The organism is Apibacter sp. B3546, assembly GCF_009827885.1.
Classification (GTDB): Bacteria; Bacteroidota; Bacteroidia; order Flavobacteriales; family Weeksellaceae; genus Apibacter.
This window is the reverse complement of record NZ_WINW01000036.1, coordinates 12224-25903: the sequence shown is the minus strand read 5'-3', so window position 1 is coordinate 25903 and position 13680 is coordinate 12224. Positions and strand designations below refer to the sequence as shown.

Here is a 13680-nt window from a genome sequence, read left to right as displayed (position 1 = left end):
AATAAACTCTCATAATTTGAGTATTTTACAAAAATTTAAAAGTAACGGTAAATTACTTTTAACCGGAGAATATACGGTACTGGATGGTGCCGTAAGTTTAGCCGTACCCACTCGATTAGGACAATCTCTTCAAATACACCAAACTCAAGAATTTTCTAATAAATTGGTATGGACTGCCTATAAAAGTGATGGAAAATTATGGTTTAAAACCGTTTTAGATATTAACAGCAATAAAATCGATGAAACGACGAATTTAAATTTTTCAAAACAATTACTTCATATTTTCCGAGAAGTACAAAAATTAGGAAGCACGAAATTTGAAAATAAAGTTGGATACGAATGTATAACTCGGCTGGACTTTCCCGAAAATTGGGGCTTGGGAACCAGTTCAACCTTAATCAATAATGTAGCACAATGGACAAAAGTAAATCCCTATAAATTATTAGAAAAAACTTTTGGAGGAAGCGGTTATGATATAGCCTGTGCCGAAGCCCATACGCCTATTACCTATCAACTAAAAGAAAATGAAGTAAAGAAAATTGAAAAGGTAGAAATATCTTCCGCAATAACGGAAAATCTTTTATTTATTTATTTGAATCAAAAACAAAATTCAAGAGAAGGAATACAGCATTATAAACAAAAAACGAAGTCGGAACATCTCATAGATGCCATTTCGAATATAACCCGAGAAATTATTGACCCAAAAATTACCTTTAATCAATTTAGGATTCTTATTTCAGAACATGAACAATTGATTTCAGAGTTTATCAATATAAATACAGTAAAAAAAGTTTTATTCAGTGATTATCCGGGGTTTGTTAAGAGTCTGGGAGCTTGGGGAGGAGATTTTATTATGGCCGAAAAATTAGAATGTTCGGAAACCTATTTTCAAAACAAAGGATATGAAGTAATCAAAAGTTACAAGGATCTTATACTATAACATTTAAAATTTCAGTATTTCATGAAATTTACTTACACTTAATTGAAAGAAATGGAAAATTTATAGCTGAGAATTATTTGGTTGCTTAATGGTTTGATATATAATTGCTTAGGTTGGTGGTTGGTAAGGATATGTAATTTAGAGTTTTGAAAAAATTGATACTTATATTTTTTATGAATATCTTTACATAACCAAAAGTTTAAACCCAAAACGATGTTAAAAATAGGGGATAAGATTCCTGATTTTGAAGGACTTGACCAAGAAGGAAAAATAATTAAATATTCAGATTTTAAAGGAAAAAAACTTATCATATATTTTTATCCCAAAGCAAATACTCCGGGTTGTTCAGCTGAAGGATGTAATCTTAGAGATAATTATGCAACTCTTCAAAAAGAAGGCTATCAAATCATAGGAATAAGTAAAGATTCAGTAGATAAACAAAAATCATTTCATTATAAATATTCATTTCCTTTTCCGCTTATAGCAGACGTTGATAAAAAAATAATAGAATCATTTGGAGCATGGGGTAAGAAAAAATTTTTGGGAAAAGAATACGAAGGCATCTTACGATATACCTATATAGTTGATGAAAATGGAATAATTAAAAATATTATTACCAAAGTAAAAACAAAGAATCATGCAGAACAAATCCTTAAAACTATGAATCTTTAAGATAAACATTAGTTAACTTAGATGTTCGTAAACGACGAATATTTTAAAGGATTAAAAACAATTGAAAAATTAAATATATATAAAAAGTAAAACAAATAATGGCAGAAAAAGAAAGCAAAGACGCAAACAATTCAGAAGCAAAGAAGAAGGCGTTGAATCTAATTTTAGACAAATTAGACAAGACCTATGGTAAAGGATCAGTCATGCGAATGGGAGATAAGCCTGTTGAAGAAGTAGACACCATTCCTACCGGATCTTTCGGTTTGGATTTGGCTTTAGGGGTCGGAGGTTATCCACGAGGAAGAATTATTGAAATATTTGGTCCGGAATCATCGGGTAAAACAACACTTACGTTACACGCAATAGCAGAAGCTCAGAAAAAAGGAGGAATAGCAGCATTCATTGATGCAGAACACGCATTCGATCCAACCTATGCTCAACGTCTGGGAATCAATTTGGACGATCTGATTATTTCTCAGCCGGACGATGGAGAACAAGCATTGGAAATCGCCGATAATCTGATTCGATCAGGTGCTATTGACATTGTAGTTATCGATTCAGTAGCAGCATTAACTCCTCGAGCAGAAATAGAAGGAGAAATGGGAGATTCTAAAATGGGTCTTCATGCACGACTAATGTCTCAGGCTCTTAGAAAACTAACCGCTACCATTAGTAAAACTAAATGTACCGTAATATTTATCAATCAGCTTAGAGAAAAAATTGGAGTAATGTTTGGAAACCCGGAAACAACTACCGGAGGAAATGCATTAAAATTCTATGCTTCAGTACGAATTGATATACGTAAATCAGGCTCACCGATCAAGGATGGTGATAATGCAATAGGAAGCAGAGTGAAAGTAAAAGTAGTTAAGAATAAAGTAGCCCCACCATTCCGTCAAACAGAATTCGATATTATGTACGGAGAAGGAATTTCCAAAGTTGGAGAAGTCCTGGATTTAGGAGTTGAAATGGGAATTGTCGGAAAATCCGGATCCTGGTTCAGCTATCAAGATACGAAACTTGGACAAGGAAGAGATTCTGTTAAGCAGTTATTAAAAGATAATCCGGAACTATTAGAGGAAATTGAAACCCGCATTAAAGAAAAATTGGCGGAACAATAATATGTAAAATAGTTATTAATTATAACACTCATAAAAAAACGATGAATTTCAAGAAATTCATCGTTTTATTTTTTTATAAGAAATAAATATTTTAAAAATTAGAAACTTAATATCCGAAACCACTTTACAAATCTTACCAAATTGGATAATAGAATTTCTTAATTAAATAAAAATACATACTATACGTGTAAATTTAATTTAAACCGATAATTCAGTTATTAATTCCGATTAAAAGATTTTTAATCTTAAATCCATTCATTAATATGCTCTCCGGTTCCCATTTTAATACTCTTAGCAGAAATAGTAAAAGTTTCCGTCAGAGGAGATTTACCGTAAGAATCAAAATTTTCTTTATATTTCACAACATATCCATCAAAAAAATATAATTCTTTTAAAGTAGAATTGTTGTCTCTTTTAATGAATACTATTTTACCATCTTTTCTTTCAAAGCTATTTGTCATCCACTCAAAAATGTCAGTTTCACCGGTAGATTCAATTGAAACTTCAATCCTTCCCCCTCTGGTTTGAGAAGACGGTCGACCGGTCGGATCTGTTTCTTGAGCTAAAGAGTAATTAATATTCAAAACATTATATGATTTGCCTTCTACTTCTAATTTCGCTTTAAATGACATAGTGATTGTTTTACGATTATCTTAATAAAATTGTGTTAATTGAATTTATAACGCAAATATAGTACATGAAAGTTGTCTTATTTTTAAATTAATGTTAAATTAATTGTAAAATATAAAAATATTAATATATCTTATTTTCAGTTAAAAACTCCGATGGATATTAATTTTTCAAAAATCAATTGATAATATCGAATCTTCCTATGCGTTTTAAGGTATAAAATACTAGATAATTTATGTTTATAATTTATTAATAGCAAATTATAATGCAATTTATGCAATAATTTATATTTATAATTATTACTTTTATAACTTAAAAAATTCTGAGTAAAAATTATGTGGAAAAGTGAATACTGTAAAAAAGGATTATATGATCCGGAATTTGAGCATGACGCGTGTGGAGTAGGTATGATAGTCCACACCAAAGGTGTCAGATCCCATTCAATTGTTGAAAACGGACTTCAAGTTTTAGAAAATATGACCCACAGAGGAGCTGAAAGCGCCGATAATAAAACCGGAGATGGAGCCGGAATTATGGTGCAAATACCTCATGAATTTGTTCTTCTTCAAGGAATAGCAGTTCCGGAAAGGGGCAGATATGGGAGTGGGTTGTTATTTTTCCCTAAGGAAAAAGAAGAAGAAAAAAAGGCCTTTGAATTACTGTCCGAATTAATCAAAAAAGAAGGATTAAGTTTTCTAGCCTTGAGGGATGTACCTGTTAATAGTGATATACTTGGAGAAATATCAATGGCAAATGAGCCGATTATAAAGCAGATATTCATAAAAGGAGAAGAATATTTACAAGAAGTATTAGAACTGAAACTGTATTTACTTAGAAAAAAATTTGAAAAAGCACTATTAGAATCAGATATAAAAAATAAGCGCGGGTGCTACATAGTAAGTTTGTCAACCAAAACCATTGTATATAAAGGAATGTTGACATCTTTACAGTTAAGACATTATTTTCCTGATTTATTACATCCTAATTTTACCAGTGCCATTGCTTTAGTTCATTCAAGGTTCAGCACCAATACTTTTCCAACCTGGGATTTAGCTCAGCCTTTTCGTTTAGTCGGGCATAACGGAGAAATCAACACCATCAAAGGAAACAGGTTGTGGATGGAAGCACGTGAAAGCGTTTTAAAATCAGAAAAAATAGGAAATATAGAAGATATATGGCCGATTGTGCAGCAGGGAATGAGTGACAGTTCATCTTTTGATAATGTATTAGAATTTTTAGTAATGTCGGGCAAGTCATTGCCTCATGCATTGGCCATGATGGTTCCGGAATCATGGAATGATAAAAATCCGATTTCATCCGAACTGAAAGCCTTCTATGAATACCACAGCATTCTTATGGAACCGTGGGACGGACCGGCGACCATTTTATTCAGTGACGGGCGATATGCCGGGGGATTATTGGATAGAAATGGATTACGCCCCGCAAGATATCTCATTACCCATCATGATATGATGGTAGTAGCTTCAGAAACAGGAGTAGTTACCTTTGATCCCTCAGAAATCAGGGAAAAAGGAAGATTAAAACCGGGAAAAATGGTATTAATTGATACTGTAAATGGTAGTGTTCAGTATGATAAAGAATTAAAAGAAGAATTAGCAAATGCTTATCCGTATAAACAATGGTTAGATAAAAACAGAATTTCTTTAGATGATATATCTTCGGGAAGAAGCGTGAAATATGAAGTTCCGAATTTGGATGTCATGTTATCAGCATATGGATATTATCGTGAAGATATAGAGAAACTATTAATTCCGATGGCGAAGGACGGAAAAGAACCGGTGGGCTCTATGGGAAACGATACCCCTTTGGCAATATTATCCAAAGAACCCAATCGTTTATTTTCCTATTTCAGGCAACATTTTGCGCAGGTAACCAATCCACCCATTGATCCCATAAGAGAAGAATTAGTAATGTCCCTAGCCGGATATATAGGTTCTTTACATAAAAATATATTAGAGCCCATGCCCGAACATTGTAAAATGGTTGGACTGGCCTATCCCATTATAACCAATAAAGAATTGGATCTGCTTGAAAATTTAGACTATAAAGGATTTAAATCGACAGTAATTCCTATAACCTTTACGTATCAACCGGATGAGTATGCTTACGGGTTGAAAAAAGGTATTGAAGAACTTTGTAAAACGGCGGAAGAAGCAGTGGACAAAGGAAGCAATTATATTATTTTAAGTGATAGAAAAGCTGACCTGGACCATATAGCCATTCCCTCATTATTAGCAGTTTCTTCTGTCCATCATTATTTGATCAAAAAGAGAAAACGTATGCAAATTGATTTGGTGGTAGAATCAGCAGAACCGAGAGAGGTTATGCATTTTGCCTTATTATTTGGATACGGAGCCAATGCGGTAAATCCATACCTGTCATTTGCTATGTTGAATGATTTGGTTGAAAAAGGAGAAATACAAATGGTATTTTCAACAGCAGAAAGAAATTACATGAAATCCATACATAAAGGATTATTGAAAGTTCTTTCAAAAATGGGAATATCTACCCTTAAAAGTTATATAGGAGCTCAAGTATTTGAGGCGATCGGAATAAGTTCAAAAGTATTGTCCGATTATTTTGGTCACACCATTTCAAAAATAGAAGGTATAGACTTAGAAGACATAGCATACGATACCATCCAATCGTTTAAAGAAGCATTTGAAGGGGCACATGATTCAACCATATACGACAATTTAGGAATGTATGCATGGAGAAAAGGAAGAGAAGCCCATGCTTGGAATCCGGAAACCATCGCAAAACTTCAGATTGCCACACGAACCGGAGATTACAATAAATTTAAAGAATTTACACAAGAAGTAGATAACAAAGAGGATAAAATATTTATAAGAGATTTTATCGATTATACATCTCAACCCATTAATATTGACTTAGTAGAGCCTGCATCAGAAATTATGAAACGTTTTGTTACAGGTGCTATGTCGTTCGGATCAATCAGTAAAGAAGCACATGAAGCCATAGCGGTTGCTATGAATACGATCGGGGGAAAAAGTAATACTGGCGAAGGAGGAGAACTAAAAGAACGTTTTTCAACTAATGCTAGATCAGCGATCAAACAAGTTGCTTCAGGAAGATTTGGAGTTACAACGGAATATTTAGTAAATGCAGATGAAATTCAAATTAAAGTAGCTCAAGGAGCTAAGCCGGGAGAAGGAGGACAATTGCCCGGATTTAAAGTTGACACGATTATAGCCAAAACAAGACATTCCATACCCGGTATCTCACTGATTTCACCGCCTCCTCATCACGATATATATTCTATTGAAGATTTGGCACAATTAATCTATGATTTAAAAAATGTAAATCCGGAAGCTATAATTAGCGTAAAATTGGTATCAGAAAGTGGTGTAGGAACTATAGCTGCCGGAGTGGCAAAAGCAAAGGCAGATTTAATTTTAATCAGCGGGTGCGACGGAGGAACGGGGGCCAGTCCGTTAAGTTCAATTAAACATGCCGGATTACCACTGGAAATTGGATTAGCTGAAACCCAACAAACATTGGTGTTAAATAATCTTAGAGGTAACATTCGCCTTCAAACAGACGGACAATTAAAAACAGGCAGGGATATTGTCATAGCCGCAATGCTGGGAGCCGAAGAATTTGGTTTTGCAACCAGTGCTTTGATTATTTTGGGCTGCGTTATGATGAGAAAATGTCATTTAAATACTTGTCCGGTAGGAGTAGCAACCCAAAATGAGCAATTAAGAGGAAAATTTAGCGGTAAAAGTGATTATCTTATAAATTTCTTTACCTTCTTAGCAGAGGAGGTTCGAGAACATTTAGCCTCACTGGGATTTACCAAATTAGACGATATTGTGGGAAGAACAGATCTGTTAAAGTCCAAATCCTCTCTTCAAAATCCAAAATTTGAAAAATTAGATTTAAGCAGAATATTATATTATCCCGAAAAAAATAAAAATTCTTTAAAACACAATAAACTTCAAGATCATAAAATAGATAAAGTTTTAGATAGAGAATTAATAAACACTTGTCGCAATGCCATAGATCAATCGATGCCCGTATCATTGAAACGTACCATTCAAAATACGGATAGAGCTGTGGGAGCAATGCTGTCAGGAGAAGTGGCAAAAAAATACGGTAACGAAGGATTACCGGATAATACCATTCATTGCACATTTAAGGGATCCGCAGGTCAAAGCTTCGGAGCTTTTTTATCCAAAGGAATCACTTTTACATTAAAAGGGGATGCAAATGACTATTTGGGAAAAGGATTGTCAGGCGGTAAGATTATTTTGTTGCCTCCCGATTCATCTAACTTTATGCCTGAAAACAACATTATAGCGGGAAATACACTTTTATATGGTGCGACCTCAGGCGAAGTATATATTAACGGTCAGGTAGGAGAGCGTTTTTGTGTAAGAAACAGTGGAGCTCTTGCAGTAGTTGAAGGCGCAGGAGATCATTGTTGTGAATATATGACCGGAGGAAGAACGGTAGTGCTGGGTAAAACAGGAAGAAATTTTGCAGCCGGTATGAGTGGCGGTATCGCTTATGTATATAATCCGGATGGCGATTTCGATTACTATTGCAATATGGAAATGGTTGAACTTTCCTTAATTGAAGACATTAGCGATATACGTGAATTAAATGATCTTATTAGCAATCATTACAAACACACTTCAAGCCCACTAGCTAAAAGGTTATTGGATAATTGGATAAACGAAGTAAATTCTTTTATTAAAGTTACTCCAATAGAATATAAAAGAGTTTTGCAAGAAGAAAAAATTCGCGCAATAAATGAGAAAATTTCAAAACTAGAATACGATTATTAAGATATTATAAAGTATAAAATGGGAAATCCTAAAGCATTTTTAACAATAAACAGAAAAGAAGCAGGGTATCGCCCTAGACATGAAAGAATTTCGGATTATGGAGAAGTAGAGCAGACATTAAATACAGAAGATAGATTTTTACAAGCATCTAGATGTATGGACTGCGGAGTTCCATTTTGTCAATACGGTTGTCCATTAGGAAATAAAATGCCCGAATGGCAAGATCTAATTTATAAAAGAAATTGGAAAAGAGCCGCTCGAAGTTTACAATCTACTAACGATTTTCCTGAATTTACCGGAAGAGTATGTCCGGCACCTTGCGAAAAAACTTGTGTATTGGCGATTGAAGATTCGCCTGTTACCATTAGAGAAAATGAGGCAGCCGTGATGGAACACGCCTATTCCGAGGGATTCATGAAGCCACAAATTCCAACTGCACGAACAGGAAAAAAAGTAGCTGTTATTGGATCAGGTCCGGCAGGAATGGCAGTAGCCAATCAACTCAATAAAAAAGGACATACTGTAACAGTTTATGAAAAAGATACCAGCATAGGCGGATTGCTTCGTTATGGTATTCCCGATTTTAAATTAAACAAAAATGTAGTTCAAAGACGTGTTGATTTGATGAAGGAGGAGGGCATTGAATTTATAGTCAACACAGAAGTGGGCAAAGATATAAAAGGAAGAGAGATTTTAAAAAATTACGATGCCGTTTGTATCGCCATCGGATCTCAGTCGCCCAGAGATTTGAAAATTGAGGGAAGGGAACTCAAAGGAGTTCATTATGCAATGGAATATTTAAAAATGCAAAACAAGATCGTTGCTAAAGAAACCATTTCCGAAGAAGAATTTATTAATGCAAAAGGAAAAAATGTTTTGGTAATCGGAGGAGGAGATACCGGTTCCGATTGTATAGGAACGGCTAATCGACAAGGAGCTGCTAATATTATACAAATTGAAATACTATCTAAGCCAAAAGAGTTAAAAGAAGTTGAAAACCGATGGCCCGTACCTTTTCCGGTTTATTTAAAAACTTCTTCTTCACATTTAGAAGGATGTGAACGAAGATGGTCGTTACATACCAAAAGATTTATCGGAGAAGAGGGACAATTAACCGGAGTGGAAGTAGTAGAAGTTGAATGGGAAAAAGATTCATCAGGTAAATTTACTATGAAAGAAGTGGGAGAACCCGAAATATTAAAAATTGACTTGGCTTTTTTGGCCCTTGGATTTGTCAATCCCATTCAAGAAGGTTTTTTAGAAGAAATGGAGATCATCATGAATGAAAGAAAAAATATTCATACCGATGAAACCAGAAAGACCAATGTGGATAAAATTTTTGCAGCAGGAGATTGTGTGAGCGGTCAATCTTTGGTGGTGACAAGCATCGCTTCCGGAAGAAAAACGGCTAGGCATATAGATGAATTTTTAAGAAACTAGTATATTTTTTAATCTTGGAATTAACTGATAGTTTTATAAAACTATCAGTTCTTTTTTATTATAATACTAACTAAATACATGAAAAACAAAAATTTAAAATATCATATTTTAGCTATAATAACGATTTGTATATGGGGTACTACCTTTATTTCAACCAAAGTATTAATGAATGACGGATTAAGTCCGGTAGAGATCTTTTTATACCGTTTTTTATTAGCTTATATATGTATATGGTTTTTTTCTCCTAAGGTAATTTTTTCAAAAAATAATAAAGATGAATTTCTGTTCTTGTTAATCGGGTTATTTGGAGGAACAATATACTTTATAACAGAAAATATAGCTTTGAAGTTATCTTTAACTTCTAATGTATCATTAATATTGTCTACTAATCCCATAGTAACCGCTTTTTTTACTATACTAATAAATAAAAAAGAAAAAGTAACCAAAAATTTAGTATATGGTTCTTTATTAGCTTTATTTGGAGTTTTTTTAGTAATATTTAATGGTAGTTTCATACTCGAGATAAACTTTTGGGGGGATTTATTGGCTTTAACGGCAGTACTTTCTTGGACAATCTATACTTTGATTTTAAATAAGCTCAGTAATACCTATTCCATACTTTTTATAACCCGTAAATTATTTTTTTATGGAATAGTAACTATAATACCTTTTATTTTAATAGCACCTTTCAAATTTCAAAAAGATGTATTGCTAACACCTACGGTAATTTTTAATCTTTTATTTTTAGGAATTATAGCATCTATGGTATGTTTTTTTACCTGGAATTTATCAATAAAGAAAATAGGAATTATAAAAACAACTAATTATATCTACTTAGTACCGTTGATAGCAATCATTTCGGCATCAATTATTTTAAAGGAAAGTATAACGATGATTACTTTTCTAGGTACCGTATGTATTTTATCGGGGGTGTATGTATCAGAAAACGGAGTAACAATTAAAAGAAAACAAAATTAAAATTTAATAATTAAGTAAAATGTTTACAAAGAAATTTGAAAAAATACTTAGAATCACCTGGTTTATTATTGCGTTTTTTTTAACCATATACTTGGGATATGCTATGTGGAAAGACAATGCTGAACCACTACCCCATATACTAATTTTTACCGTAACCGCTTTGCTTGGTTATGTTTGTGTTAACGTATTGGTATATAGATCGCCGATAGTATCCAATTTATTGGGAATGTCAGCAAATATTGGCGAGATATATACCCATCTGTTATTTGGAAATGTAGGTATGGCGTGTAGTAATCTATATTATTTTATGACTCATGTTTTCGGGCTGATTCTATGGACTAAGAAAAAAAATCAAGATCAAGAAGGAAAAATCAAAGTATCAAAAATGAATCAAAAAGCCTTAGTATGTACGATCTTATTCTGTATAATAGGAATAATTCTTATGTTTTTCTTGGGAGATTATTTTTTTAAAAAAGATTCACCTCCTTACATACTTATACTTAATTGTATTGCTTTTATGATAGGAGTGTCCGCTCAATTTACTATGATCATGAGACAACCATTTTCCTGGGTTTTGTGGAGTGTTAGTAATTTAGTTTGGTTATCATTGAATCTGATTTCACATAATTATATTTTTGCTGTTCAATCCATATTATATGAAATAAATGCGCTCGTAGGAATATATAAATGGTATACCGATTCTGATAACTAAGCCAACAGATTAAAAAATAAACTTAGAATTTAAGTTAAACTTTCTTCAAACATTAATTATATATTATTAATGCTTGTTAGCGAGTTGTCCACAGGCTGCATCAATATCATCCCCTCTGCTTTTTCTTATTTTAACAATGATATTTTCTTGTTCCAAAGCGGTAACATAATTTTGAATTATGTTTGAATTGGCTTGAGAGTATTTTCCTCCTTCTATGGAATTGTATTGTATTAAATTAACTTTTGACGGTATTGATTTACAGAATTTTATTAATGCTCTTATATCTTCATTGCCGTCATTAATTCCTTTCCAAATAATGTATTCCAGTGTAATTCTACTTTTAGTTTTCTGATACCAATAGGATAGAGATTCCATTATACTTGTTAGAGGAAATTTAACGCTAAATGGCATTAATTGATTGCGTTTTTCCTCAATGGCTGAATGTAAGGATAAGGCTAATTTAACTTTTAAATTTTCGTCTGCTAATTTTTCAATCAGTTTAGGAATTCCGGAAGTAGAAACGGTGATTCTTCTGGGAGACATCCCTAATCCTTTGTCCTCCGTAATCTTTCGGATTGCATCCGTTACGGAAGAATAATTGAGTAAAGGTTCTCCCATTCCCATAAACACTATATTGGAAAGAGGCTTTTGATGATATTCTCTGCTTTGTTTATCAATTAAAGTTACTTGATCTACGATTTCTGCAGCAGTTAAATTTCTCATTCTTGTTAATTGTGCCGTAGCGCAAAAAGTGCAATCCAAACTGCATCCAACTTGCGAAGAAACACAAGCTGTAGTCCGTTTAGCGGTAGGAATCAGAACCGATTCCACAACATTTCCGTCGTGTAATTTTACGGCATTTTTAATTGTACCGTCGATAGATCTTTGCATGACGTGGATTTCTGCCGGCTTAATAGAGAAATGATTTTCTAAATTTTCACGTAAAGATTTGGAAAGATTGGTCATCTCTGAAAGAGAATGAGCATTTTTATTCCAGAGCCATTCATAAACCTGTTTGGCTCGAAAAGGTTTTTCTCCTATCGAGGAAAAATAAGCCTCAAGTTCTTGTAAACTCAAGGCTCTTATATCTTTCTTATTTTGATTCAAAGTTACTATAATGCTATTATTAAATAATTAACATGGCATCTCCATAGGAGTAAAATTTATAATTTTCTTTAATAGCTTCTTTGTAAGCTTTCATAATTAAATCATATCCGGCAAAAGCAGAAACCATCATCATTAAAGTTGATTTAGGAGTGTGAAAGTTGGTAATCATGGAATCGGCAATACCAAAATCGTAAGAAGGGAAAATAAATTTATTGGTCCATCCTTCGTATGGATTTAATCGTTTATTAGCAGAAACTGAAGTTTCAATAGCCCTCATGGAAGTTGTACCCACAGCACATACACGGTGTTTGGTCTCAATGGCATGATTTACTATTTTACAAGTTTTTTCTGAAATGGAAATTTGTTCACTTTCCATTTTATGTTTGGAAAGATCTTCAACTTCTACTGAAGCAAAAGTACCTAATCCTACATGTAAAGTAATTTCAGCAAATTCAATACCTTTAATTTCCAATCTTTTTAACAGATGTTTTGAAAAATGTAGTCCTGCCGTTGGCGCAGCAACTGCACCTTCTTCTTTTGCATAGATGGTTTGGTATCTTTCAGCATCTTCAGAATCAGGTTTTCTTTTAATATATTTTGGAAGAGGAGTTTCTCCTAATTCTTTTAATTTTCTTCTGAATTCTTCATAAGATCCGTCAAATAAAAAACGTAAGGTTCTGCCTCGGGAAGTAGTATTATCTACAACTTCAGCTACGAGACTGTCATCTTCCGTAAAAAATAATTTATTTCCAATTCTTATTTTTCTTGCAGGATCTACCAATACATCCCAAATTCTAGATTCAGCATCCAGCTCTCTTAATAAAAAAACTTCTATTTGAGCTCCTGTTTTTTCTTTGTTACCATATAAACGAGCCGGAAATACTTTTGTATTATTTAAAATAAATACATCTCCTTCATCAAAATAATCAATGACATCTTTAAATAATTTATGTTCTATTTCTCCTGTATTTTTATGTACCACCATTAGCCTTGCCTCATCTCTGTTTTTAGAAGGTCTATCCGCAAGAAGTTCAGGAGGTAATTTAAAATCAAAATCTGAAGTTTTCATTATTAAAATTATGTTTAGATTACAAATATACAATAAGCATACCCCTAAAGTCAAGTATTTATTTATGTATGCTCTTTATCTAAAGGACTTTTTGGCAAGTTTTTTGAAAATATTAACTTAAATTATAAGTTTTATTGATAAAATAGTAAATGTTAATTATTTAGTCATGATAGAAT

Annotated in this window: 10 protein-coding genes; 7 read left to right on the top strand and 3 right to left on the bottom strand. The window is 33.0% G+C overall.

Translation table 11 applies throughout. From position 1 onward, the window contains the following. The first annotated feature begins 16 nt into the window (after positions 1-16). From GFU93_RS07945 to recA, 3 genes are all read left to right on the top strand, one after another. Positions 17-940 carry a GYDIA family GHMP kinase gene (locus GFU93_RS07945; RefSeq protein ID WP_160568579.1) on the top strand — a complete coding sequence of 308 codons (924 nt, stop codon included), beginning with the start codon at positions 17-19 and terminating at the stop codon, positions 938-940. Between the two features lie 213 nt (positions 941-1153). Beyond that, positions 1154-1612, top strand: coding sequence for a thioredoxin-dependent thiol peroxidase (bcp, locus tag GFU93_RS07940; RefSeq protein ID WP_160568577.1), 459 nt, complete (start codon positions 1154-1156; stop codon positions 1610-1612). Between the two features lie 98 nt (positions 1613-1710). Further along, on the top strand, positions 1711-2733 hold the full coding sequence (gene recA, locus GFU93_RS07935; protein WP_160542507.1) for a recombinase RecA: 1023 nt from the start codon (positions 1711-1713) through the stop codon (positions 2731-2733). A gap of 245 nt (positions 2734-2978) precedes the next feature. On the opposite strand, the gene tssD is transcribed toward recA, so the two are convergent. Then, positions 2979-3365, bottom strand: coding sequence for a type VI secretion system tube protein TssD (tssD, locus tag GFU93_RS07930; protein WP_105296336.1), 387 nt, complete (start codon positions 3363-3365; stop codon positions 2979-2981). Positions 3366-3698: 333 nt separating this feature from the next. Between tssD and gltB the strand changes: the two genes are divergently transcribed. The 4 genes from gltB (at position 3699) to pnuC (ending at position 11328) form a co-directional block, all read left to right on the top strand. Further along, positions 3699-8198 carry a glutamate synthase large subunit gene (gltB, locus tag GFU93_RS07925; protein ID WP_160568575.1) on the top strand — a complete coding sequence of 1500 codons (4500 nt, stop codon included), beginning with the start codon at positions 3699-3701 and terminating at the stop codon, positions 8196-8198. 18 nt (positions 8199-8216) lie between these two features. After that, a complete protein-coding gene (locus GFU93_RS07920; RefSeq protein WP_160568573.1) occupies positions 8217-9638 on the top strand; it encodes a glutamate synthase subunit beta in 1422 nt (473 codons plus the stop codon). A gap of 78 nt (positions 9639-9716) precedes the next feature. Next, positions 9717-10616 (top strand): DMT family transporter, encoded by a 900-nt coding sequence (locus tag GFU93_RS07915; protein WP_160568571.1) that lies wholly within the window; start codon positions 9717-9719, stop codon positions 10614-10616. A 19-nt stretch (positions 10617-10635) separates the two neighbouring features. Continuing rightward, positions 10636-11328 (top strand): nicotinamide riboside transporter PnuC, encoded by a 693-nt coding sequence (gene pnuC, locus GFU93_RS07910; RefSeq protein ID WP_160568569.1) that lies wholly within the window; start codon positions 10636-10638, stop codon positions 11326-11328. 66 nt (positions 11329-11394) lie between these two features. Here the strand turns inward: pnuC and rlmN are convergent, their stop codons facing one another. Together rlmN and queA are read right to left on the bottom strand one after the other, a co-directional pair. Next, positions 11395-12435, bottom strand: a complete 1041-nt coding sequence (rlmN, locus tag GFU93_RS07905) for a 23S rRNA (adenine(2503)-C(2))-methyltransferase RlmN (RefSeq protein WP_160565781.1) — start codon at positions 12433-12435, stop codon at positions 11395-11397. Between the two features lie 19 nt (positions 12436-12454). Continuing rightward, positions 12455-13504 carry a tRNA preQ1(34) S-adenosylmethionine ribosyltransferase-isomerase QueA gene (gene queA / locus GFU93_RS07900; RefSeq protein ID WP_105296330.1) on the bottom strand — a complete coding sequence of 350 codons (1050 nt, stop codon included), beginning with the start codon at positions 13502-13504 and terminating at the stop codon, positions 12455-12457. Positions 13505-13680 lie beyond the last annotated feature (176 nt).